The organism is Actinokineospora auranticolor (assembly GCF_002934265.1).
Lineage (GTDB): Bacteria > Actinomycetota > Actinomycetes > Mycobacteriales > Pseudonocardiaceae > Actinokineospora > Actinokineospora auranticolor.
The window spans coordinates 82,026-105,346 of record NZ_PTIX01000002.1; the positions used below are offsets into that span (position 1 = coordinate 82,026).

Sequence of the window (23,321 nt, forward strand, 5' to 3'; positions counted from 1 at the left end):
TGCGCCCGCCCGGCGCACCGAACCCGTCACCCCAGCAACTCCCCCAGCGCGGGCACCAGCACCCGGTCCGCGGGCAGCCAGTCGACCTGCGCCAACTCCACGCTCCCCACCCAACGCACACCCCGGTGCTCCAAGGCCGCGACCTCCCCCTCCACCACGGACGCCGAGTAGACCCGCAACACCAGGTCACGCCGCAGCGGCACGTCCACCCCCACCGGCTCCCCGACCTCGACCCGGACCCCCAACTCCTCCCGGCACTCCCGCCGCAGAGCGTCCACATCGGACTCCCCCGGCTCGACCCGCCCACCCGGCAATTCCCACTTCCCGGCAACCTCCGCCGGAAACCCCCGCTCCTGCACCAGCAACCGCCCACCGGCCACGATCGCGGCCCCCACAACCACCCGCGCCTCCCGCAGCTCAGCCACCCGCGCCGACACCCGCTCGGCAATCCCCTCCGGCACCACCCCGGACACCAGCACCTCATCACCGGCTACCGCAATGCGCAACACACCCCCCGCACTTGCCGCCTCCGGCCTATCCCCGCCAGACCGCACCACCCGCCCATCCCGCAACTCCGGCGACCGCACCGGCACCGCACCACCCGGAACCGCCCCGGTCGCCTGCACCCCATCCCCGGCAACCGCAATCCGCAACGTTCCGCCTGACCCCTCGGCCACCAACCCGTCCGCGTCGAGCCGCACGACTCGCAGCGCGACGTCACCCACCCACACCTCGTCGCCCTCCGCGAGCAACGGGAAAGGCGCCTTCACCCCGACGACCGAGGCCTCGACCAGAGCAGCAGCGACAGCACGCACGGCTCCATCCTCCCCAGCCGAGGCGAACCACCCCGCAGGACCCGCCGCGCGAGCGCTCAGACCACCGACACGGACCGCCAACTCACCAGGAACCGGGCCCCGCCCTCAGGTGACTCCCCCACCCGCACGGCCCCGCCCCGCCGACGGACGACCTCCGCCACCAACGCCAGCCCCAACCCCGTCCCACCACTACTACGAGCCCGGTCGTCCTGTACGCGATAGAACCGGTCAAGCACCTTCTTACGGTGCTCCGGCGCAATCCCCTCACCGTCGTCATCCACCACAAGTCGGCTCGCCGCGGCCCCGCCGATGACGGTCACCGTGATCCGGGAACGCGCATGGCGGCAGGCATTGCGCAACAGGTTGTCCAGCACCAGGTCCACTTCGGACGGTGCCGCCAGTACCCAGCACAGCCCGGCGGGCACATGCACCACCACGGACGGACCATCCGGATACCTGGCCGCCGCAGACACGGCCGCTGCGGCCAAGTCCACCGGTTCGGCGGGCGGCACCTCCCCCGCATCCGACCGAGCCAGGGTCAACAGCCCGTCCACCAGCGAGGAAAGCCGCTCCGACTCGCGCATGACGTCGGTCAGGACCTCCTGCGCCAGGTCTGGATCCGGATGCGCGACCGCCACCTCCGCCTGCACCCGGATCGACGCGACCGGCGACCGCAGCTCGTGCGCCGCATCTCCGGTGAAGCGCCGAAGTCGGTCCGCCGCTTCGTCCCGACGGGCCAACAAATCGTTCAGGGCGCCCGCCAGGGAGCGCAGTTCGTCGTGCGATGACGGGAGCGGCAACCGCCTGCCCGCACCGAGGCGGGCCGCGGCTTGGCGCATGCGCTCCACCGGTCGCAGCGCCGACCGCACCGCCACCCACGTGGCGAGGGCCGCCGCGCAAGCCGCGATGATCGCCGCGATCAGCTGCCACCGCAGGGCGCTGCGCTGGGCCGCCGCGTACCCCGACAGACCCGTCCCCACGACGACAAGCCGTTGTGACCCGTCCGGGGTCGTGGCGACCGTCCCCAGCCAGCGCGTCGGCGGCACGTCGTCCAGCCGCAGTACCGAGGTACCGGCCTTCAGGACCCGGACGTCGCCGCTCGACAGCAGCGGTCGGGGCAGTCCGTCCACCGGTGCCCCCGAGGTGTCGAGCACGTGCACCTGGACGTTCGGCAGCTGGGCAGGCGCGGCCCCCCGGCTCACGCTCGAAATCGACGACGCCAGCACCGGTGCCAGCTCGTCGTCCGCCGAGCGCACCAGCAGCGGCCCGATCATCCGGCTGCTCACCACCGCCAGCCACAACAGCACCAGCAGCGTCACCGCCGTGGCCACGGTGGTGATCCGGAAGCGCATCGAGCGCCGCAGCCACAGGCCGCTCAAGCGCGGCCTCACCTGGGCGGCGAGTCGAGCGCGGAGTCGATTTCGCTGGTGGACGCCAGGTAGCCGTGACCGCGCACGGTACGCACGATCCCGTCCGCCCCCGCCGCGTCGAGCTTGCGCCGCAGGTAGCCGACGTAGACCTCTACCGCGTTGCGGGTAGCCGCCTGCTCGTCACCCCACACCGCGCGCAAGAGCTCGTCCTTGGTCACTACGGCGCCGGCGCGGCCCGCGAGCGTGTCCAGCACCGCGAACTCACGAGGGCTCAAGGCCACCGGCACCCCCGCGAACCGCACCTCACGCGTCCCCCGGTCGACCTCCAACTGGCCCAACCGCAGCTTGCGCCCACCGCCCTCTTCCGCCCCACGACGCAAGACAGCCCGCACCTGCGCAACAAGCACTACGAAGGAAAACGGTTTAACCAGGTACCCGTCCGCCCCCAGGTCAAGACCGTCCGCCTGGTCGATCTCGCCGTCCTTGGCCGACACCAGCAAGACAGGCGTCCGCACGCCCTCACCGCGCAGCCGCTCCAGGACCCGATAGCCGGAAAGCCCCGGCAGCATGATGTCGAGCAAGATGACGTCGAAGGTGCCGGTAAGGGCTATCCGCAGTGCGCTGGGCCCGTCACCTGCGACTACTACGTCCATACCCTCGGCCGTCAACCCGCGTTGTAGCGCGCGGCGCACACCCGGCTCGTCGTCGACCACCAGTACCCGAGGCTTCACGGGTGTCATCATTGCGCTAACCACGACGGTTGCGGAGCCCACTCTCAGCCGACTCTCAGCAGCCGACTCGCTCTCAGCGCCATCTCAGGCGACGGGGAGCACTGTTCTCGGTGCGGGAACAACCACCCGAACAGGGAGAGAGAGCAATGAACAGGAAGAAGACGGCACTGTCCGTCGCGGCGGCGGGGACGGCCACGGGTGTGGTCGGGCTGGTCCTGATCGCGAGCCCGGCCGGGGCGAACGAGCCGCCCCCGGCACTCCCCGGCATCAGCGCGGAGGCGCTGGTCGAGTCGGTCCTGAGCAAGGACCACATCCCCGCGCTGTCGGGCGCGGTCGAGTTCCAGCAGAACATCGGCCTGCCCATCCCGGGCCTGCCCGCGAGCAGCGCCGAGGGCGACGCCATCGCGCACGTCTACGCCAACGGCGACGGCGCGGGCCGCATCTCGATCGACCAGGGGCAGTCCGAGCGGACCGTCGTGCACAACAACGGCACGACCTGGGTGTGGAACTCCGCGAACCGCTCGGTGACCAAGTACGCCAACACCGACTCCGACACCGAGGACAAGGGCACCCCGGAGCAGCTGGCCGACCCGGCGGGCACCGCCCGCGAGGTCGTCGGGCTCATGCAGAGGGACAGCACCCTGACCGTGGACGGCACCGCCCGCGTCGCGGGTAGGCCGGTCTACCAGCTGGTGCTGACCCCGAAGCCGACCGAGCGCACCCTGCTCCGCGAGATCCGGGTGTCGGTCGACTCCGAGACCCGGCTGCCGCTGCGGCTCGACGTGCTGGCCAACGGCCAGGCCGACCCGGCGGTGCGGGTCGGGTTCACCGAGTTCAAGCCCGGCCCGCAGGACCCGGCGCTGTTCACCTTCACCCCGCCCGCGGGCGCCAAGGTGACCGACGGCAAGGACGCCAAGACCCACGGGTTCGACGAGAAGAACGTCGAGAGCCTGCTCGGCGGGTTGGACTTCAAGACCGTCGGCGAGGGCTGGGACACCGTGCTGACCGGCAAGTTCCCGGCGCAGCTGCTCAGCCAGGGCCTGCCCACCGGGAACGGCCGCGGCGGTGAGACCCCCGGCGCGCTGATCAAGCAGTTCGCCAAGGAGGTCACCGGTCCGTTCGGCACCGGCTACGCCATCTCCACCCACGTGGGTACCGCGCTGATCACCACCGACGGCCGCATCGCGGTCGGCGCGGTGCCGCAGCAGGTGCTCGTCGACGCGCTCGGGCAGAAGTGACGGCCGAGTCCGAGCCGGGGACGGTCGCGGTGGGGGCCGCGACCGTCCCGCCCGCCGCCCGCACCCGCGGTCTGCGCAAGGTCTACCGCGGCACCGTCGCGGTGGACCACGTGGACCTGGAGGTCCCGGCGGGCGCGGTGATGGGGATGCTCGGCCCCAACGGATCAGGCAAGACCACGACCATCCGGATGCTGCTCGGCCTGGTCACCCCCACCTCCGGTGAGGTGGAGCTGCTGGGCCACAAGATGCCCGACGGCGCGGCGCACGCGCTGCCCGGTGTCGGCGCGCTGGTCGAGGGGCCGGGGTTCTCCCCGTTCCTCTCCGGGCGCGACAACCTGCTGCGGGTCGCGGCGGCGGAGCCGCTGCTGACCTCGGCGGAGATCCCGAACGCGGTCGGCGAGGCGCTGGAGCGGGTCGGCCTGGCGCACGCGGCGGGCAGGCGGTTCCGGGCCTACTCGCTGGGCATGAAGCAGCGCCTCGGCCTGGCGTCGGCGCTGCTGGTGCCGCGCCGGTTCGTGGTGCTCGACGAGCCGACGAACGGGCTGGACCCGGCCGGTACCCGCGAGGTGCGGTCGGTGATCGCCGACCTGCACGCGGCGGGGACGACCGTGCTGGTGTCGTCGCACCTGCTGTCCGAGGTGGAGGCCACCTGCACGCACGTCGCGGTGCTCAACCAGGGGTTGGTGGTGGCTCAGGGGGAGCTGTCGGCCCTGCTGGAGGCCGGTACGGCCAACCTGCTGGTCACGACGCCGGAGGTCACCCTCGCGGTGGACGCGCTGCGCGAGGACCGCGTGGCGGCCCGCCCGGTGCCGGAGGGCGTGCTGGTCGACCTGACGGCGACGACCGCGCCGGACGTGGTGGCGTCGCTGGTGCGGGCCGGGGTGCCGGTGCACGAGGTCCGCAGGCAGCGCACGGGGCTGGAAGACCTGTTCGCCCGCCTGACCGAGGACACCGCGGTCGCCGACCTGGCCGACCTGGAGACCCTGTTGCCAGAGGACGCGCGATGACCAAGACCCGCGACACGGCATCCGGGCGACCGGGTGCCGGACCGGCCACCCGTCGGCCCGCGAACCGACCGACCACCACCCGTTCACCGCGTCCGGCCGGGGCAATCCGGACGCGCCACACCGAGGAAGCCGAGGGGGAACGATGACCGCCATGACTGTGGGCGCCGAGGTGGGCGCGCCGGTGCGGCGGGCGCCGTTGCTCCGGTTGTTCCGCTCCGAGCTGCGGATGATCCTGCGCAGGCCGCGCAACATCATCGGGATCGGGCTGCTGGGGCTGGTGCCGGTGGTGGCCGGGATCGGGATCTCCATCGCCGCGTCCGGTTCGTCGTCGTCCGACGGGGACTCGGTCGACGGGCTGGCCGCGCTGGTCGACGGCAACGGGATGCTGCTGCCGATCTTCGCGCTGGTCCTCGCGCTGAACATGCTGCTGCCGCTGACCGGCGCGATGCTCGCCGCGGACGCGCTGGCCGGTGAGTCGGCGCACGGCACGCTGCGCGGGCTGCTGCTCGCCCCGGTCGGCCGGGGGCGGCTGCTGGCGGTCAAGGCGATGGGCGTGGCGACGGTGGTCCTGCTGTCGATCGTGCTGATGGCCGTCACCGGCCTGGTGACCGGTCTGCTCCTGCTCGGCGGCGACGGGATGCTCAGCTCGTCCGGCACGCAGCTGCCGTTCGTCGACGGGCTGGGCCGCATCGGGCTGACCATCGTGCTGCTGACCGTCCAGATCTGGGCGTTGGCCGCGGTCGCGCTCGCGGTGTCGGCCTACACCGAGCACCCGCTGATCGTCATCGTGTGCTCGCTGGGTCTGCTGATCGTCTCCGGGGTGCTCAGCGCGATCCCGGCGCTGGACTGGCTGGACCCGGTGCTGATCATCAGCAGTTGGGAGTCGATCGGCGAGGTGGTGCGCGACCCGCTGGACTGGGCCCCGCTCGGCGAGGGCGTGCTTCGGGCCGTCTGCTACATGGTCATCGGCATCTCGATCGCCTACGGCCGGATGCTCAGCCGCGACGGCTGACGGCGCGCCGGCGGGCCCAGGGGGTGCTCGCCGAACGCCGGGCCGAACGCCGGGCGGTACCCGATCAACCGGGAGCCGCCCGGCGGTGTCATGTCTCCCGTAGGGATTGGGCTTTCTCCTGGGGGAGGACCGCGTGGCCGGTTTCGAAGAGTGGGTGGACAGCCTGTGGGAGCACAGCGAGGTGGGGTTCCGGGTGGCGGGCGCGGGCACGCGGACCTGGTTGGCGGGGGTGTACCAGGGCCACGGTGAGATCAACGGCCGGTGGCTGCTCGACCTGGTCGACCAGCGCCGCGCCGAGGTCGCCGCGCTCACCTTCCCGGTGGTCGACGTCGAGTTCGGCGGCACCGGCCGCATCCGGCGCGACGGCCGCGACCTCTACGCGGCCGACACGCTGCTGACCGCCGTAGACCGCGAGGCGTCGATGGTGGAGATCGCGGAGGCGCTGCAAGAGGACGTGGCCCACCACGACTGGGTGCTGGTCCCGACCTGCCCGGTCCACCAGTACATCGGCATGCACCCGCGCCTGTACCACGACCAGGCGCGCTGGCACTGCGCCGTGGGCCAGCACGCGCCCCGGCGCATCGGCGACGTGCCGTGAGCGGGTCAGCCGTCGGCCCCGATGACGGAGACGCCGTCGGGGTCGACGGCGAGGGTCACCGCGGCGCCGACCGGAGGGGTGGCGGCGACCGGGGCCACGGCGTCGAGGGTCCGATCGCCGACGGCGACGGTCAGCCGGACGTGGTCGCGGCGGTGGACCCGCGCGGTGACCTCGCCGGACAGGGGGCCGTCGCCGACCTTCAGCGCGGTCGGGCGTAGGCCCAGTCGGACGGCGCCGTCCGGTGCCCAGGGGAGGTGGATCGGCCCGAGGTCGGTGTCCACCTCGCCCTGCTGGGCCTTGCCGTCGAGGAAGGTGCCGCAGCCGAGGAACTCGGCGGTGGACTCGTCGGCTGGACAGCGCCAGACGTCGTCCGGCTGTCCGGTTTGGACGATGCGGCCCGCGCGCATCACGGCGACGCGGTCGGCGAGGGTGAAGGCCTCGTCGTGGTCGTGGGTGACGACCAGGGCCGTGGTGCCCGCCGTGCGCAGGAGCCGGGCGAGGTCGACGGCCAACTGCTCCCGCAACGCTCTGTCCAAAGCGGACAGTGGCTCGTCGAGCAGCAGCAGCCGGGGCCGGGGCGCGAGCGCGCGGGCCAGTGCGACCCGCTGCTGCTCACCGCCGGACAGCTCGGTCACCCGGCGCTTGCCGTAACCGCCCAGGCCGACCAACTCCAGCAAAGACTCGACCCGCGCGTCGCGTTCGGCCCGCTCGACCCCGGCCATGCGCAGCCCGAAGGCCACGTTCCCGGCGACGTCGCGGTGCGGGAACAGTTGCCCGTCCTGGAAAACCAGCCCGAACCCGCGCTTGTGCACCGGCACCCCGGCGAGGTCGGTCCCATCCCAACTCACCCGACCCGCAGCGGGCTCCAGGCCCGCGACGGCACGCAGCAACGTCGACTTCCCGCAACCGGACGGCCCCAGCAACGCCACCACCGAACCGTCCGCGATCTCCAGCGAGGCATCCGACACCGCCTCGACCGACCCGAACCGCACGGTCACCCCGTCAACCCGCAACACGGCGCGCCCTCCCGGCATACTGGATCTCGTGCTGACCGTCTTGTTCCCCGGACGCGGCTACCGCGTGACCGCGCCACTGCTCGCCTACGCCGCGGAGGCCGCTGAGCGGCTCGGCTACCACACCCATCCGGTCGACTGGCCGGAACCGGTGTCCGAGGACGTCGTCCTGCGCGGGTTGCCCGCCGAGGTGCTGGAGATCGAGGGCGCCGACCACTCGATGCACGTGCCCGGCCCGATGGCCGCGTCGGCGGCGGTGCTGGGTCAGGTCACGACCGCGGTCGAAGACTTCCTGAGGCACTAGAACTCCCCCACCGAGCCGACCCGGAGCCGGTCGACGATCACCACCGCCGCGATCGTGACCAGCATCAGCAGCGCGCACCCGGCGTAGGCCATCTGGTTGTTCAGCTCCCCCGGCCGCCCCACGAGCCTGCCGATCACGACCGGCAGCGTGGCCGAGTCGGGGCGGGCCAGGAAGCTCGTCGCGCCGAATTCGCCGAGGGCTACGACGTAGCCGAAGGCGGTGGCGCCGAGGAAGGAGCGGGCGGCCAGCGGGACGTCGACCTCTCGCCAGACGCGCCAGGGGGAGGCGCCGAGGGTCGCGGCGGCTTGGCGGAGTCGGTCGTCGATCGAGCGGAGCACGGGTAGCAGCATCCGGATCACCAGTGGTGTCACGACGAGCGCTTGCGCCAGCGGGACCAGGGCGGCGGAGGTGCGGAGGTCGCCGGGCAGGGCGTCGAGGGTGACCAGGTAGCCGAAGCCGACGGTGACCGCGGAGACACCCAGCGGCAACATCAGCGCGGTGTCGACGGATTCCACGATCCCGGGCCGGATCCGGGCCCGCCCCAGGGACACCAGCGCGACGCAGGCGAGGGTGCCGAGGACCAGGGCGATCAGGGTGGCGTCGGTCGCGGCCCGCAGCGAGTTGACCACGGCCTGCCACCCGGTGACGTCCAAGGAACCCCGGTAGCCACGGCCCGCTAGCGCGCGGTAACCGTCCAAGCCGGACTCGAACGACCGGGCCACCAGCGTGGCGACGGGTACCAGCAAGGCCGCGACCACGGCATACGCGGCGGCCACCACGACCCATTCGCCGCCGCTGGGCCGCCGGGCCGTGTCCGCGCGGCCACGCAGCCGCAGGGCCGTAGACCGGCGCCGCACCAAAGCGCCTGCCACGAGCACCGCGACGACCGCCACCACCTGCAACAGCGACAGCGCGGCGGCGCCCGGCAGGTCGAACAGCTGGACCGTGCGCAGGTAGATCTCGGTTTCCAGGGTCCCGTACTCACCGCCACCGAGCATCAGGACCACGCCGAAGCTGGTGGCGCAGAAAAGGAACACGACCGCCGCCGCCGAGCCTATTGCGGGCCGCAGCGCGGGCAGGGTCACCGCGAGGAACGTCCGGACCCGGGACGCGCCGAGCGCCCGCGCCGCGTCCTCCGCTCGTCTGTCCACATGCGACCACAGGCCCGCCACCGTGCGCGCGACCACGGCGACGTTGAAGAACGCGTTCGCCAGCACGATCGCGAGCACGCCCGCCGACGGCAGCAGCGCCCGGAACGCCAGCCCCACGACGACCGTCGGCAGCACGAACGGCACCATCACCACGGCCCGGACGAACCCGTTGCCGCGCACCGAGGTCCGGGCCAGCAGGAAAGCGACCGGCAGGCCCGCGACGAGCGCGATGGCGGTGGCCGCGGCGGCCTGGCCGAGGGTGAAGGCGACCAGGTCCCAGGTGCGACCGGCGGTCAGCGCGCGGGTGACGCCCGGGCCGATGCCGAGCCGGATGATCGCCGCGACCGGCCACAGGAAGAACACCGCCAGGAACCCCAGCGGCAGCGCGGCGGCCGCCAGGGGCCCCGCTAGCCGCGGACGGCCGCGCGCCACTGCTCGATCCAGCGCTCCCGGTTGGCCTGGATGTCCTTGGCGGGCAAGGACGCCGGGCTCGGCGGCTGCGGCGCCGCCTGCTGCCACTCCGCGGGCAACGCGACGCCTTCGCGCGCGGGGTAGACGTACATGGTCGTCGGGACCTGCTTCTGGAACGGCTCGGACAGCAGCCAGTCCAGCACCTTCTTGGCGTCCTCGGGGTTCTTGGCGCCGCTGAGCACGCCCGCGTACTCGACCTGGCGGAAGCAGGTGTCGAGCAGGGCCGAGGTGCGTGCCTTGCCGTCGGTGCCGATCTCGGCCGACGGCGACGAGGCGTAGGAGACGACCAGCGGGCGCGGGCCCTTGCCGGAGGAGCCGGAGAACTCCTGGCTGTAGGCCTCCTCCCAGCCGCTGACGACCTTGACGCCGTTGGACTTGAGCCGCTGCCAGTAGCCGACCCAGCCCTGCTGGCCGTAGTGCGCGATGGTGGCGAGCATGAACGCCAGCCCGGGCGACGAGGTCGACGGGTCCTCGACGACCAGCATGTCCTTGTAGCGCGGGTCGGCGAGGTCCTCGAAGGTCGCGGGCGGGGTCTGCTCGCGCGCGGCCAGCGGCGTGGGGTCGACGTTGACGCAGACGTCACCCACGTCGACGGCGGTGAGGAGGTTGTTGCTGTCGATGCCGTAGCGCTGCGGGCCCTTGTCCGCCTCGGGGCTCTTGTAGGGGAGGAAGACACCCTGGTCGAGCGCGCGGGAGGCGTAGGTGTTGTCGACGCCGAACGCGACGTCGCCGATGGGGGCGGACTTGGTGAGCACGAGCTGGTTGGTCAACGCGCCCGCGTCGCCGCTCTTGCGGACGTCGACGGTGATGCCGGTGTCCGCCTTGAACTTCTCCAGCGCCGCCGGGTCGACCCCGAACGAGTCGTGCGTGACCAGCACCACGGTGCGGGGGCCGTCGCTCGTCCCACCCACCGAACACCCCGCCAGCAGGCCGGTCAGCAGGAGCGCACCCAGTCGACGCATCGAAGTCCTTCCTCGCGCACGTGTGCCACGAGGGACCTCCCTGCGCGGGCATGATCCCGATCAGGTACTCGGACGGTCGAGGGCCGCGTGCCCTCCTCTCAGCCCGACGCGCGCCGGACTCCCGTGGCGCTGATGAGCGTACGCCTGCCGTCCGCGCGAGGATGGGGACCATGGCTGAACTGCTCACTCCCCAGGACATCGGCAAGGCCCTGGGCGACCTCACCGACTGGACCCTCGACGACGGAGCCCTCAAGCGCGTCGTCGAACTGGCCGACTTCACCCAAGCCATGCTCGTGGTCAACCGTGTGGCGGAGATCGCCGAGAACGACAACCACCACCCCGACATCGACATCCGCTGGAACAAGGTGACGTTCCGGTGCAGCACCCACTCCGAGGGCGGCATCACCGCGTCGGACGTGAGCCTGGCCCGCGAGATCGACGGCGTCGTCGAGGCGGTCCGCCAGGCGTGAGCCTGGGCGCGGTGCGAGCGCCCGGACGGCCGGACGCCCGCACCGCGGTCTCAGGCGCGGAAGGGGCCGCTGACCTCGTAGGTGATACCCCCGAAGACGGTGCCCGCGCTGCCGCGCTGCGAGGAGAAGTAGAGCCGCCTGCCGTCCGGGCTGAAGGCGGGGCCGGTGATCTCCGACGACGCCTGGCCCTCCACCCGCAGGAAGGGCGCCACGACACCGTCGCGGGTGATGATCGCGATCTCCATGTCCCCGCCGTCCTCCGCGACGAACAGGTCACCGCCCGTGGTGCGGGTGACGTTGTCCACTCCGGTCAGGGTGGCGGTGCCGGGTGGGACGAGGGAGTCGTCGTAGGTCAGGGAGATCGTGGAGTCGTTCGCGTTGTAGGCCCACACCCGGTTGTCGCCCTTGGTGGTGAACCAGCAGGTGCCCGCCGCGTAGTAGCAGCCCTCGCCGCCGTCGAACCGCTTGGCGCCGGGTACCTGTTTGCGGGTGACGATCGGGAAACCGTCCGGGTCGGGGACGCGGCCCCAGGTGACCGGGCCCTCGGTGAGCGAGTCGGCGGCCTTGAGCACCTCGAGGGTGCCGCTGGAGAGGTCACCCCAGGTGGTGGGCCGGAAGCGGTAGAAGCAACCGTCCGGGGTGTCCTCGGTCAGGTAGACGTACCCGTGGTCGGCATCGGCCGCGCACGCCTCGTGCTTGAACCGGCCCATCGCGGGCCGCGCGACCGCCGACTTCCGGTTCCACGGGTCGGTCTCGAACACCCGGCCGTAGTCGATCTCCTCGCAGGAGAGCCAGGTCCCCCACGGCGTGGCACCGCCCGCGCAGTTGACGTTGGTCCCCGACAGCGTCCGGTACGCGCCGACGACCCGCCCCGCCGCGTCGAACTTGACCGCGCCGACCCCGCCGACCAGCGGAACCTCGCTGTTGGACACGTAGATCCAGCCCGCGTCGTCGGCGAAGCAGGCGCCGCCGTCTGGCGCGGGGTGCCAGAAGTAGTCCGTGCCGGGCACCTTCTGCCCGGTGCGCGCGATGACCCGGCTGGTGAAGCCGAGCGGCAGCCGGATCCCGTTGGCGTCCGGCGCCAGGACCGCCCCGTACGGGCTCGGTCCCGGCTGCGCGGACGCCGCGAACGCCGTGCCCCACGACGCCCCGCCGAACGCCGCCGCGGCCCCGCCGACCACGGCCACGCGCAGGAAGTCCCGACGCTCCACTCTCGCCTCCAGGTGCTCGACCCGTCGCTCGAACGTAACGAGACCGGGTGACACCCAAACGACGACAAAGTGCCTACCGAATGTACGCACGTGCCGTGCTCAAGGGCGGAACCTGCCAAGTGGCCGGCCGTCAGCGGGAGGTGCCCGCCCGGATGCTGCGGACGAAGTCGCCCACCTCGGTGCGCAGCAGCTCGGCCAGGTGGACCAGCCCCTGGCTGTCGCCGAGGCTGCCGGGGTCGCCCTCCACCGCCCGCGCGATGCCCGCCACCAGCTGGTCCATCTCGCCGATCCGCTGGGCCACGCCGTCGAGCACACCCGCGGTCTCGCTCACCGCCTCGCGCACCGACTCCACCCGGTGCACGATCGTCTCGCTGGAGTTGGCGGCCTTGTCCGCGAGGTTCTTGACCTCGACGGCCACCACGTTGAAGCCGCGACCGGCGTCGCCCGCGCGCGCGGCCTCGATGGTCGCGTTGAGCGCGAGCAGCTTGGTCTGCTCGGCGATCTGCGTGATCTCCTCGACCGACTGCAGGATCTCCTGGGTGGCGCCGCGCAGCGCGCCGATGGTGTCCACGCCGCGGTTGGACTCGACGACCGCCTGCGAGGCGAACTGGGCCACCCCGCCCGCCGTCGCGGCCATCTCCGCCGAGGCCGCGGCCAGCTGCTCGGACACCTTCAGCACGGTCGACTCGATCCGCTCGGCCATGCTCAACCGCTCGGCGTTGGCCGACTCGATGCGCTCGCTGGCCTGCTTGAGGCCCACCCGCGTCGCGTTGATCTGGTCGACGCCCCGCAGGAACGCGCCCTGCATGCCCTCCTGCAGGAAGCGGCGGTCGTACTGCCCCTTCTCGGCGGCGGCGAGCACGGCGGAGGACTCGCGCACGTAGGCGTCGGTGACGTCGATCAGGTGGTTGATCGCGGTGCGCACCTCCTCAGCGGCCGGATCGTCCCCCAGCCTCGGCACCCTGGCCTCCAGGTCGCCGCGCGCCACCCGCTCGCAGATGTCGGCGACCGACTTCAGCGGGATCGCCGTCGGGGGGACATTGCCGCGCTTGCCGTTCATCGTGTGCTCCCAGGGGTGATCGACCAGAAGAACTCGTCCCAGCTGCTCCCGCCCAGCTCCTGCCGCAGCGCCCGCTCGCCGGCGACCAGCGCGTCCCGGCCCGCGGTGGCCCGCTCGGCCGCGAGGACCCGGTCGTAGACGGCCTTGGCCTCGGTGACGGCCCGCGGCGACGGTGACCGCCGGTTGGAGTGGTAGCCCACGATCGAACCGCGGTCGTCGAACGACGCGGTGACGTGCGCGAGCACCCAGTACTGGGCGCCGTCCCCGGCCAGGTTGAGCACGTAGGCGAACAGCTCCCGGCGCGCGGACACGGTGTCCCACAGCAGCTTGAACAGGGTCTTGGGCATGTCGGGGTGGCGGATGACGTTGTGCGGCTTGCCGATCACCTCGTCCTCGGTGAAGGCCGAGATCCGCAGGAAGACGTCGTTGGCGTAGGTGATGACGCCCTTGGGATCGGTCTTGGTGACGATCAGCTCGTTCGCGCCGAACTTCCGCTCCACTCCCGTCACCTGGATGGTGCTCTGGCGCATCCCCGCTCCTTCCCGCCGCTGCCCCGTCCCATCCGACACCGCCCGGGCGACCCGCGCCCGCCCCGACCCGCGATCGAGTCCCGCAAACCCCCCGATCACGTGACGCGCGGACGTGGGTCGCCCGGAAGCTCGCGCACCACCCCCGGAGCGCGGCGGACGCGGTCACTCCCCGCGAGCGCGGAGCGCGGCCTCCACCCGAGCGCGGGTCACCCCCCCGGGGAGTTCGTCGGTTTCGTTGGCGGCGAGCAGGCCGAGCAGCAGGTGCTCGGGCCAGATCCGCTCGCCGTCGAGGTCGAGCGACTCGCGGTGGGCCAGGTCGAACACCTTCTTGCCCGCGGGCGCGAACGGCACCGGACCGGACGCCGGGGTGCCGCCGGGGCCGAGTTCGTCGGTGGCCGCGGCGCGGGCGGCGGCGACGTCGGTGGCCAGCGCGGCGACGTCCGGGTCGCGCAGCAGGGCGAGGAGCAGGTGCCCGGGCCGGATCTCGGTGTGCCCGGCGGTCAGCGCCTCCTCCTGCGACCGCACGACGACCTGCCGCGCGGCGTCGCTGTAGCGGGCGAAGATCCGCAGGTCCGCCTCGGCGGTGGCGGGCTCGCTGGGCACGAACCGCTTCTGCGCGGCCTGCTTGGAGACCCCGATGCTGTCGCCGATGGCGGTCCAGGACGCCCCCGAGTGTCGGGCGCGGTCGACGAAGTGGCCGATCAGGTGGTCGGCCACCTCGTCGAGCCTGCGCGCGAGCACGACGGCGTCGGCGAGTCGGGTGAGCGGGTCGGCGGAGCGGCCCTCGACGGTGGTGATCAGGTCGCTGAGCTGTGGCGTGGCGTTCATGGCGTCAACCTTAGGTTGACGTTTGACGAGTCGTCAACCTCGGGTTGACGAATTCAGCGTGGGCGCGTCCACCCCGCCAGCGCGGGTGCCGCGGCGGTGGGGTCGAGCGCCCCGGTGGACATGGCGATGACCAGGTCGTACGCGTCGTCCTCGGGGGCGTCGAGGTCGAGGCCGTTGAGGCCGTAGAAGGTGAAGGCCGACATCCAGGACAGGCGCTTGTTGCCGTCGACCAGCGGGTGGTTGCGCACGACGGACTGCAACAGCACCGCCGCCTTCTCGTGCAGACCGGGATAGGCGTCCTCCCCCAGCACCGAAGTCCGTGGCCGAGCGGCGGCCGATTCGAGCAGGCCGAGGTCGCGGACCTTCGACACACCGAGGTCCGCAGCGAGGAACAGCAAGTCCTCTGTGGACAGGTAGTCGACGTTCATTGGGCCAGCCGCTCCAGCAGGTCGGCGTACCGGTCGCGGCCCTCGCGGGAGAGCGCGCGCAACCGCTCCGCGCGCGCGTGGTCGGGCTCGGGGACCTGGTCGTCCGTGTTCTCCATGGCCGGATGTTAACCAGACCGGGCCCCGACGACCTCCGGATTTACCCGCGCAGGCAGGCTTCGACGGCCCGCGCGTACACCTGCCCCGCCCGCGCCGCGAACTCCGGGCCGCACCGGCTGAAGCGCTCCAGCGAGACGCCGCTGTTGACCTCCAGCACCTTCACGCCCTCGGCGGTCGTCACCACGTCCACCGCGGCGAAGCGCAGGCCGAGCGCCGACATCGCGTCCCGGCCCAGGTCGACCAGTCCATCCACAGTGGACTCGCAGAGTTCCGGGACCGCGCCGAAGTGCAGGTTGTGCCGCCACTCCCCGTTGTCCGCGCGGACTTTGCGGAACACCAGCAGCGGTTCGCCGTCGAGGAACACGGTGCGGTACTCGTCGGCGATCTCCAGGAACGGCGACCACGCGATGGCCGGGTACCTCGGCAGGAGTTCGGCGACGGCCGCCGCCACCTCGTCCGCGGTACGCGCGAGGAGCACCCCGCGACCGCCGTAGGCCACGTTGGGCTTGATCACCACGGGCAGTTCGGGAGTCCAGTCGACGGTCTCGCCGAAGGCCCAGTCCGGTCGGATCAGCCGGTGCCCCACGCACGCGACCTTGGCGCTCTCCAGCACCGCGGACGCCGCGACCTTGTCCCACGCGATCTGCGAAGCGGCCGCGTCGTTGAGCGGGAAGGTGTACCCGATCAGCAGTTCGCGGGCCGCGCCCCGGGAGATCTCCGCGACCCAGTGGTCGCAGTGCCAGGTGACGAAAGCGCCGACCGCCGCGGCGGCCCGTTCCACGTGCCCGACGAAATGCCTGCCGCCGATATTCCCGGGAACACCCTCCGGGAAATCGCCCACCTGCGTCATGATTCCTCCCGAGGGAGGCTACCACGCGACTCCGCCGGTTCCGCGCGGCGGTGCGCGGAACCGGCGGAAAACGGGGGCCGGTCGATTTTCCACTCAGGCGTAGGTGAGGTCGGCCTGGGCGATGCGACCGTCCTTGTACGTGAACTTGTAGTTGGCCTCGAAACCGCCGCCGAGGCCGCTGGGGTTGAAGCGGACCAGCAGGGTCTCGCCGCCGTCGAACGGGGTGCGCCCGAGCACCTCGATCTCGCCGCCGATGACCTCGTTGTCGGCCCACTCGCGGATCTTCTGCCGACCCTCGATGCGCCTGCCGACGTCCACGACCACCGCGTCCTCGGTGAACGAGTTCGCCAGTTTGTCCAGGTCCTCGGACTGCACAGCGTCCACATAGGACTTGCCTTCCGGCTTGACGTCGACCGGCTGGGCAGCCGCCGCGCCACCGCCACCGGAACCCGCACCACTACCGCCACTACCGCTGCCACCACTTCCGGAGTCGGCGCAGGCGGCGAGGGCGAGGGCTGCGCAGGCGACCAGGATAATTCCGACAATTCTCATATACCCAGGCTCGCAAACGCTCCTACGACGGTCAAACAACCACCGCGTAGTTCGTGAAGTCCATTTTCGACAAAGAGAAAGGGCGACCTGCGGACACCGGCGTCCACAGGTCGCCCTTCGATTTCCGACGCCGTCAGCCGACCTCGCCACCGCGAATGGCCCGGATGATGGTCGACGGGTCCGTGTAGGACTTCCAGCGCACGATGCGCCCGTCCCGGACCGTCAACCACTGGATGAACTCGATCTCGAACTCCAGCCCGGTCGCTTTCACCACCGACCGCTCCCGCACCACGCCCATCGCGTGCTCGCCGTCGACGAGCAGCTGCGCGACGCACTCCGCGCGCACCTCGCACACCCCGAGGAACACCCCGAAGCTCGCCAGCGCGGCCTCCCGGCCGCGGTAGGTGCCGATCCAGGGCATGTCGTCGTTGTAGCCGGGTACGGGTGTGTAGTTGATGAACTCGATGTCCTCCGCCATGAGGCTCGACACGGTCGCCACGTCCCCCGTGGTGAGCGCGTCGAACCACGCGGAGGCGACCGCTCGGGTACCGAGGTCGACCGGCGTCTGCGTCATCTGGCGTTCCCTCCAGCGGTTTCGGGTACCCCGTCGCGGTCCAGCGGCGCGAACAGCGCGTTCCAGTCCGACGGCGGGGCGCCCCGCTCGTTGTAGATCTCGAAGGTGGTGTTCACCGCCGAGTCCAGCGCCAGGGCGCGCACGCACGCCTCGGCCACGTCGCCGCGGGCGATCTCACCGTCGCCGGTGTCCCCCTGCTCCAACCGGATCGCCTTGGTGCCACCGCCGCTGCCCAACCAGCTCGGCCGGATGACGGTGTGCGGCACCCCGCTGGCGCGCACGGCGTCCTCACCGCGCAGCCGCCAGTCGAGCAGGTGGCCGCTGCCGTTCATCGAGTGGCCGCGCCGGGTGACGTAGATCTGGCTCACCAGCACGAACCGCCGCAACCCGTGGCCCGCGGCCAGCACGTTGCGCACCCCTTGGTACATCGTCGTTTCCGGCCGGTTCGGCCCACTGGACGAGGTGCCCGGCTCCACGCTGAACACGACGCTCCGCGCGCCCGCCAACGCTTCCGGCAGACCCACGCCGTCGCGGATGTCGGCGCTGAACAGCCCGACCCCGCGCCGACCGAGGTCGGCGGCCCGACCCGCGTGCCTGCTCACCACCCGGGTGTCGACGCCCTCGGCGAGCAGGCGCTCGACCACGAGTCGACCGGTGCGCCCGGCCCCGCCGACAACGACGACGGGGCCGGGGATGCCGCTACTCACTCTCCTCGGCAGCGGCGGAACCCGCTGCCAGCCAGGACGCCTGGGCGACCTCGATCAGGTTGCCGTCGAGGTCCTGGAGCAGGAACACCTGAACGCCCAGGTCCGGGGCGGAGACGATGTCCGAAACCAGGCTCAGGCCCTGGGCCAGCGCCTGGGCCTTGGCCGTGGCGATGTCGTCGACGTAGAGCGAGAGCTGCGCGAAGCCCTGCACGACGTAGTTGAACGGCGGCGCGGGCCGGTGGATGCGCACGGCGGGCTCGGCCTGCACGAGCTCCAGGACCACCTTGCGGTTGCGGATGTAGGCGACCCGGGCGTTGATGGCCGGGAAGTCCTGCCGGGTGACGACCTCGAAGCCGAGGTTGTCGGCGTACCACGCGATCGAGTCGTCGAGGTTGCTCACCGACACGGCGGCCGAGACCTGCTTGACCTGCCGCACTAACGCGCGCTGTGCGGCCTCGACGGTTTCCCCTGCGGTTAGAGTCATGACGCTTTCCTTCTGCTTGGTTGAACCTGGTTGAGCTGCCGGGACTCCCCTACGCCCCCGCGACGGGGGCGGGGGCGACCTGCCCCGGCTCCGCGGTCCGCTCGGTCCCGCCGTCGGTGGGCACGCCGATCCCGCAGCGCAACCCGACGAAACCGATGACCGCCGCGACCACCGAGAAGCAGGTGGCCGTGAGGAAGGCCGCGCTGTAGCCCGCGACCTGCGCTTCCGGACCGTCCCCGACGGTGGCCATGGTCAGCACCCCGCTGACGATGGCGACACCGACACCGACACCGACCTGCAGCGCGGCGGTGACCAGCCCGGAGGCGACGCCCTGTTCCTCGTCGTCGACCCCGCTGACGCCCGCGACGTTGATCGTCGGGAAGACCAGGCCGTTGCCGATGGCGTGCAGCAGCAGGCCGGGCAGCATCAGACCGGGGTAGTTGCCGACGACGCCGACGAAGGTGAAGACGAAGATGCCCGCGCCCTGGATCAGGAACCCGATCCCGGCGATGCGCCGGGCGGGCACCCGGGAGAGCAGCCGCGAGGTGATGAACTGCGCCACCAGGAGGATCACGATCCCCAGCGGCAGCATCGCCAACGCGGTCTGCAGGGCGCTGTAGTGCAGGAAGTGCTGCATGTAGAGGGTGGCGACGAACTGCCACCCGAGGCTGGCGCACCCGAAGGCCAGCGCCAGCAGGTAGGCGGAGCTGCGCGTCCACGAGCGGAAGACGCGCATGGGCACCGTCGGGTCCTTGCCGCCGCGCTCGATGAAGACGAACGCGACCAGCAGCACGACCGCGCCGCCCAGCGTGGCCAGCGTCATCGGGTCGGTCCAGCCGCGCTCGGCGGCGTGCACCATGCCGTAGACCAGCGCCAGGATGCCGAAGGTGGCGGCGAACGCGCCCGCGATGTCGTAGCTGCGCTTGGCGCGCGCCAGCTTCGGTTCCTTGATGACGAACGGCGTGGCGACGATGACCAGCACCGAGATCAGCACCGGCATGAAGAAGATGAGCCGCCAGCTCAGCGCGGTCAGCAGGCCGGAGAACACCAGGCCGAGGCTGTACCCGCTGGCGGCGGTCGCCGAGTAGAAGGCCAGCGCGCGGTTGCGCTCGGGTCCTTCGTGGAACCGGGTGGTGATCAGCGACAGGGCGGCGGGCGCGGTCAGCGCCGCGGCGATGCCCTTGGCCAACCGGCTGGCGATCAGCAGCCCCGGGTCGGACACCAGACCGCCGACCAGGCTGGCGACGGCGAAGAGCACCATCGACACCAGGAACATCCGGCGCTTGCCGAACAGGTCGGCGAGGCGTCCACCGAGCAGCAGGAAGCCGCCGTAGGTGACGGTGTAGCCCGAGATGAGCCACTGCGCGGCCCCCGTGGACATGCCCAGGTCGTCCTGGATCCCCGGCAGCGCCACCGCCACCAGCGACGTGTCCAGCGCGTCGAGGAACATCGCCGCGCACAGCACGACGAGGGTCAGCATCTTCCCGCGCTCGACCGCGGCGCGCGGAACAGTGGTGGTCACAGTTCACCTCCGAGAAGCACGGACCGACCGGTGGTCTTGCTCTTTTCGCGCATCTCCCCACTTCCCCTGGATAACGCGGCGGGCGCATTTCGCCTTCGGACTCGCGCAGCCACACCCCAGCGTGGCCCGTTCGGGGGTGGGTAACCAGAGCGCGCCAATGGTGGTACTCGGAGTTCCACCCTGGCGGAAAGGAATCGAAAAGGCCCACCTGACTATGTACCAGTCAATTCTCAACCGGCAAGGCGCGCGTCGGAAAAATATCCGCCGGTGGCGTGCAACGGGACACGGATGCGGGGCGATGATCACGGTATGAGCGGTCTGCCGGACGGGTCGGCGTCGAGGGTCGTGCTGGTGGGGACGCACAGGTACGAGTCGTTCGACGACCTGCCGTCGGTCCGCGCCAACCTGACCGGGTTGCGGGATGTGTTCACCGACGCGCGGCTGTGGGGCCTGCCGGACGAGCACTGCGCGGTGGTCGAGCAGCCGGTCAACGCGCGCCAGGTGCTCGACCAGGTCCGCCGGAGCGCGGAGCGGGCCACGGACACCCTGATCGTGTACTTCGCGGGCCACGGGTTCACCGATGACCGGACGAATGACCTGTGCCTGGCGCTGCCGGACTCCGAGCCGGGGCTGGAGTACACGATGCTCCCCTTCGACGCCATCCGCCGCCGGGTGCTGGACCACGGCTCCCGTGCCCGGCGGAAGGTGGTGATCCTGGACTGCTGCTTCAGCGCGCGGGCGCTGCAGGGCTGGATGGGGTCGGTCGCGGACCAGTCGTCGATCGAGGGCAGTTGCGTGCTGACGGCGTCATCGGAGACGCGGATGGCTTTAGCCCCACCGGGAGAGAAGTACACGGCCTTCACGGGCGAACTCATCAACGTCCTGGAGACCGGCGTCCCGGGCGGCCCTTCCCTGCTGGACATGGAAACCGTCTACCAACAAGTCCGCTGGGCCTTGGAAGCCAAATCCCGCCCGATCCCCCAACAACGCAACCGAAACGCGGGCGGGCAAATCCCTCCCGTCATCAACACAGCGGCTTCCCTCGCACCCCGCCCAGCCCCACCGGTTCCCTTTGTCCACACCGTCTCCCTGTTGATCACGGACGTGGCGAACGCGCCCCGTCGTCCGGAGGCCGAGGCAGCCATCGCGGCGTACGTCCGAGCGACCCCGCACTCCCTCCACGACCCGTTGTTCCTCATGCCTATCGAGGACGTGTTCGTGGTGACCGGCCGAGGGGTGGTGGTCACGGGCCGCGTCGAGCGCGGTCAGATCGGGGTGGGGATGCCGGTGGACCTCGTCGGGGGGTTGGGCGCGCACCGGACGACGATCACGGGGGTGGAGATGTTCCGCAAGACGTCGAATACGGCGAGCATGGGGGAGAACGTGGGGCTGAGCCTGGGTGGGGTGAAGCGGGCGGAGGTGGAGCCGGGAATGGTGGTCACGGCCCAGAACAGCGTGATGACGAGGACCCACTTCCAGGCGGACATCTACCTGCTTCCCACCGCGAAGGGCGGGCGGCAGGGTGAGATCTTCAACCACCACCAAGCCACACTCCGCCTGCGCACGGCGAACATCACCGCGACCATGGCGAACTTCAGCGTCCTCTCTCCGGGAGAATCCACCACAGCCACCATCACCCTAACCCGCCCCACCGCCATAGACCTCAGCCAACGCTTCACGATCCTCGACAACAACACCCCCATCGGCGCAGGCCAGATCACGGGAATCATCGGTTAGGGATGAGCTGGTCCAGGGTCTTCCATACGACGGAAGCAGGCCGGTCGCCGTTCTCCAGGCGAGCGGCATCGTCGGCGATTGGCACGGCACGAGGCTATGCGCCTGAAGTGAGCAGTCCATAACAAAAACCTCCTCCCCACCCGAAGGTGGGGAGGAGGTGGGAATGGCCGCCGCTTTAGACGTTGAACCTGAACTCGACCACGTCGCCGTCGACCATGACGTAGTCCTTGCCCTCGATGCGGACCTTGCCCGCTGCCTTCGCGGCGGCCATCGTCTTCGCTTCGACCAGGTCGTCGTACGACACGACCTCCGCCTTGATGAAGCCCCGCTCGAAGTCCGAGTGGATGACGCCCGCCGCCTGCGGTGCGGTGGCGCCCTGCGGGATCGTCCACGCCCGGGCCTCCTTCGGCCCCGCCGTCAGGTACGTCTGGAGTCCGAGCGTGTGGAAGCCCGCTCGGGCGAGGGCGTTGAGGCCCGGTTCGGTCTGGCCAACCGACTCCAGCAGCTCCCTGGTCGACTCCTCGTCCAGTTCCAGGAGTTCCGCCTCGACCTTGGCGTCCAGGAAGACCGCGTCGGCGGGGGCCACCAGCTGGGCCAGTTCCGCGCGGCGGGCCTCGTCGGTCAGGATCGACTCGTCGGCGTTGAAGACGTAGAGGAACGGCTTGGTGGTCAGCAGGCTCAGTTCGCGCAGCAGCGTTGCGTCCACGCCTGCCGCGAACAGGGTCTTGCCACTGTCCAAGATGTCCTTGGCGGCCACCGCCGCCTCGAGGGCCGGGCGCGCTTCCTTACGCGTCCGCGCCTCCTTCTCCAGCCGCGGCAGGGCCTTCTCCAGGGTTTGGAGGTCGGCGAGGATCAGCTCGGTGTTGATCGTCTCGATGTCCGACGACGGGTCCACCACCCCGTCGACGTGCACCACATCGGGGTCGTCGAACACGCGGATGACCTGGCAGATCGCGTTGGCCTCGCGGATGTTGGCGAGGAACTTGTTGCCCAGCCCCGCCCCCTCCGACGCGCCCTTCACGATCCCGGCGATGTCCACGAAGGACACCACCGCGGGCACGGTCCGCTCGCTGGCGAACACCGAGGCCAGCTTCTCCAGCCGGGGGTCCGGCAGCGCGACGATGCCGACGTTGGGCTCGATGGTGGCGAACGGGTAGTTCGCCGCGAGCACGTCGTTGTTCGTCAACGCGTTGAACAGGGTGGACTTGCCGACGTTGGGCAGGCCGACGATGCCGAGGGTCAAACTCACGGGGGTTGAGTCTACGGACCACTCACGAGCACACCTCAGACCCCGGCCGTGTGCGAAATAGTTACCAACACTGTTCCCAGTTTTGACTACCAGGAGCTATACGTCCGGGGCTGTCCATACGCACCAAAGCGCCCGTTCGCGAGGTAACAACCTCGCCGGTGGCAACGATGCATGCACACTCAGTGCCAAATCGTCCAGTCCCACTCGGACGGATTAGCCCAAATGGACCCTAGTCATCGGGTCACCCGCAAAGAACACTCCGTGAGCGCCCTGCATCTTCGTCCGCCATCCGGAGGTCACTGGGGCGTGCCCAGCTCACCCGCTGAGGAA

At 71.0% G+C, this 23,321-nt stretch carries 25 protein-coding genes; 7 read left to right on the forward strand and 18 right to left on the reverse strand.

Annotated elements, in window-relative coordinates; translation table 11 throughout:
* Nucleotides 1-26 precede the first annotated feature (26 nt).
* The 3 genes from CLV40_RS40505 to CLV40_RS03750 are packed head-to-tail and all read right to left on the reverse strand — an operon-like array spanning nt 27 to nt 2,928.
* Nucleotides 27-815, reverse strand: a complete 789-nt coding sequence (locus CLV40_RS40505; RefSeq protein WP_342752244.1) for a (deoxy)nucleoside triphosphate pyrophosphohydrolase — start codon at nt 813-815, stop codon at nt 27-29.
* 56 nt (nt 816-871) lie between these two features.
* The gene (locus tag CLV40_RS03745; protein WP_104477753.1) at nt 872-2,167 is read right to left on the reverse strand and encodes a sensor histidine kinase; all 1,296 of its coding nucleotides are present in this window, start codon (nt 2,165-2,167) and stop codon (nt 872-874) included.
* Between the two features lie 35 nt (nt 2,168-2,202).
* Complete coding sequence (locus CLV40_RS03750) at nt 2,203-2,928, reverse strand: response regulator transcription factor (protein ID WP_104476984.1); 726 nt, start codon at nt 2,926-2,928, stop codon at nt 2,203-2,205.
* A gap of 134 nt (nt 2,929-3,062) precedes the next feature.
* On the opposite strand from CLV40_RS03750, the gene CLV40_RS03755 reads away from it, so the two are divergent.
* The 4 genes from CLV40_RS03755 to CLV40_RS03770 all read left to right on the forward strand — a co-directional run bounded on the left by CLV40_RS03755 (nt 3,063) and on the right by CLV40_RS03770 (nt 6,771).
* The gene (locus CLV40_RS03755) at nt 3,063-4,154 is read left to right on the forward strand and encodes a LolA family protein (RefSeq protein ID WP_104476986.1); all 1,092 of its coding nucleotides are present in this window, start codon (nt 3,063-3,065) and stop codon (nt 4,152-4,154) included.
* Nucleotides 4,151-5,161, forward strand: a complete 1,011-nt coding sequence (locus CLV40_RS03760; RefSeq protein WP_104476988.1) for an ABC transporter ATP-binding protein — start codon at nt 4,151-4,153, stop codon at nt 5,159-5,161. The genes CLV40_RS03755 and CLV40_RS03760 overlap by 4 nt, the downstream gene beginning before the upstream one ends.
* A 142-nt stretch (nt 5,162-5,303) precedes the next feature.
* On the forward strand, nt 5,304-6,173 hold the full coding sequence (locus CLV40_RS03765) for an ABC transporter permease subunit (RefSeq protein WP_104476990.1): 870 nt from the start codon (nt 5,304-5,306) through the stop codon (nt 6,171-6,173).
* A gap of 133 nt (nt 6,174-6,306) precedes the next feature.
* Entirely contained in the window at nt 6,307-6,771 is a 465-nt protein-coding gene (locus tag CLV40_RS03770; RefSeq protein WP_104476992.1) for a hypothetical protein, read from the forward strand.
* Between the two features lie 5 nt (nt 6,772-6,776).
* Here CLV40_RS03770 and CLV40_RS03775 read toward each other — a convergent pair whose 3' ends face one another.
* On the reverse strand, nt 6,777-7,805 hold the full coding sequence (locus tag CLV40_RS03775) for an ABC transporter ATP-binding protein (protein ID WP_104476994.1): 1,029 nt from the start codon (nt 7,803-7,805) through the stop codon (nt 6,777-6,779).
* Between the two features lie 10 nt (nt 7,806-7,815).
* On the opposite strand from CLV40_RS03775, the gene CLV40_RS03780 reads away from it, so the two are divergent.
* Nucleotides 7,816-8,088 carry a hypothetical protein gene (locus CLV40_RS03780; protein ID WP_219823912.1) on the forward strand — a complete coding sequence of 91 codons (273 nt, stop codon included), beginning with the start codon at nt 7,816-7,818 and terminating at the stop codon, nt 8,086-8,088.
* Here CLV40_RS03780 and CLV40_RS03785 read toward each other — a convergent pair.
* Complete coding sequence (locus tag CLV40_RS03785; protein ID WP_104476996.1) at nt 8,085-9,671, reverse strand: ABC transporter permease; 1,587 nt, start codon at nt 9,669-9,671, stop codon at nt 8,085-8,087. The genes CLV40_RS03780 and CLV40_RS03785 overlap by 4 nt on opposite strands.
* Nucleotides 9,647-10,672 (reverse strand): thiamine ABC transporter substrate-binding protein, encoded by a 1,026-nt coding sequence (locus CLV40_RS03790; protein ID WP_104476998.1) that lies wholly within the window; start codon nt 10,670-10,672, stop codon nt 9,647-9,649. Before CLV40_RS03790 ends, CLV40_RS03785 begins: the two co-directional genes overlap by 25 nt.
* 170 nt (nt 10,673-10,842) lie before the next feature.
* Between CLV40_RS03790 and CLV40_RS03795 the strand changes: the two genes are divergently transcribed.
* Nucleotides 10,843-11,142 carry a 4a-hydroxytetrahydrobiopterin dehydratase gene (locus CLV40_RS03795; RefSeq protein ID WP_104477000.1) on the forward strand — a complete coding sequence of 100 codons (300 nt, stop codon included), beginning with the start codon at nt 10,843-10,845 and terminating at the stop codon, nt 11,140-11,142.
* 50 nt (nt 11,143-11,192) lie between these two features.
* Here CLV40_RS03795 and CLV40_RS03800 read toward each other — a convergent pair whose 3' ends face one another.
* The 11 genes from CLV40_RS03800 to CLV40_RS03855 form a co-directional block, all read right to left on the reverse strand.
* A complete protein-coding gene (locus CLV40_RS03800; protein ID WP_104477002.1) occupies nt 11,193-12,353 on the reverse strand; it encodes an alkaline phosphatase PhoX in 1,161 nt (386 codons plus the stop codon).
* Between the two features lie 130 nt (nt 12,354-12,483).
* A complete protein-coding gene (locus CLV40_RS40200) occupies nt 12,484-13,413 on the reverse strand; it encodes a methyl-accepting chemotaxis protein (RefSeq protein WP_104477004.1) in 930 nt (309 codons plus the stop codon).
* Complete coding sequence (locus CLV40_RS03810; protein ID WP_104477006.1) at nt 13,410-13,943, reverse strand: PAS domain-containing protein; 534 nt, start codon at nt 13,941-13,943, stop codon at nt 13,410-13,412. Before CLV40_RS03810 ends, CLV40_RS40200 begins: the two co-directional genes overlap by 4 nt.
* 162 nt (nt 13,944-14,105) lie before the next feature.
* Nucleotides 14,106-14,771 carry a Clp protease N-terminal domain-containing protein gene (locus CLV40_RS03815; RefSeq protein WP_104477008.1) on the reverse strand — a complete coding sequence of 222 codons (666 nt, stop codon included), beginning with the start codon at nt 14,769-14,771 and terminating at the stop codon, nt 14,106-14,108.
* 53 nt (nt 14,772-14,824) lie between these two features.
* The gene (locus CLV40_RS03820) at nt 14,825-15,199 is read right to left on the reverse strand and encodes a type II toxin-antitoxin system death-on-curing family toxin (RefSeq protein ID WP_104477010.1); all 375 of its coding nucleotides are present in this window, start codon (nt 15,197-15,199) and stop codon (nt 14,825-14,827) included.
* A gap of 157 nt (nt 15,200-15,356) precedes the next feature.
* Nucleotides 15,357-16,166: an ATP-grasp domain-containing protein gene (locus CLV40_RS03830; RefSeq protein ID WP_245931035.1), complete on the reverse strand. Its 810-nt coding sequence runs from the start codon at nt 16,164-16,166 to the stop codon at nt 15,357-15,359.
* Between the two features lie 93 nt (nt 16,167-16,259).
* On the reverse strand, nt 16,260-16,718 hold the full coding sequence (locus CLV40_RS37045; protein ID WP_146107919.1) for a nuclear transport factor 2 family protein: 459 nt from the start codon (nt 16,716-16,718) through the stop codon (nt 16,260-16,262).
* Nucleotides 16,719-16,851: 133 nt separating this feature from the next.
* The gene (locus CLV40_RS03840) at nt 16,852-17,292 is read right to left on the reverse strand and encodes a nuclear transport factor 2 family protein (RefSeq protein ID WP_104477012.1); all 441 of its coding nucleotides are present in this window, start codon (nt 17,290-17,292) and stop codon (nt 16,852-16,854) included.
* Nucleotides 17,289-17,999 (reverse strand): SDR family oxidoreductase, encoded by a 711-nt coding sequence (locus tag CLV40_RS03845; RefSeq protein WP_219823913.1) that lies wholly within the window; start codon nt 17,997-17,999, stop codon nt 17,289-17,291. The genes CLV40_RS03840 and CLV40_RS03845 overlap by 4 nt, the downstream gene beginning before the upstream one ends.
* Entirely contained in the window at nt 17,992-18,483 is a 492-nt protein-coding gene (locus tag CLV40_RS03850; protein WP_104477014.1) for a VOC family protein, read from the reverse strand. The genes CLV40_RS03845 and CLV40_RS03850 overlap by 8 nt, the downstream gene beginning before the upstream one ends.
* Nucleotides 18,484-18,532: 49 nt before the next feature.
* A complete protein-coding gene (locus CLV40_RS03855) occupies nt 18,533-20,005 on the reverse strand; it encodes an MFS transporter (RefSeq protein WP_104477016.1) in 1,473 nt (490 codons plus the stop codon).
* A gap of 309 nt (nt 20,006-20,314) precedes the next feature.
* Here CLV40_RS03855 and CLV40_RS03860 point away from each other — a divergent pair, with 309 nt between their 5' ends.
* Complete coding sequence (locus tag CLV40_RS03860; RefSeq protein WP_181043310.1) at nt 20,315-21,742, forward strand: caspase, EACC1-associated type; 1,428 nt, start codon at nt 20,315-20,317, stop codon at nt 21,740-21,742.
* 175 nt (nt 21,743-21,917) lie between these two features.
* Here CLV40_RS03860 and ychF read toward each other — a convergent pair whose 3' ends face one another.
* The gene (ychF, locus tag CLV40_RS03865) at nt 21,918-22,991 is read right to left on the reverse strand and encodes a redox-regulated ATPase YchF (RefSeq protein ID WP_104477020.1); all 1,074 of its coding nucleotides are present in this window, start codon (nt 22,989-22,991) and stop codon (nt 21,918-21,920) included.
* Between the last annotated feature and the right edge of the window lie 330 nt (nt 22,992-23,321).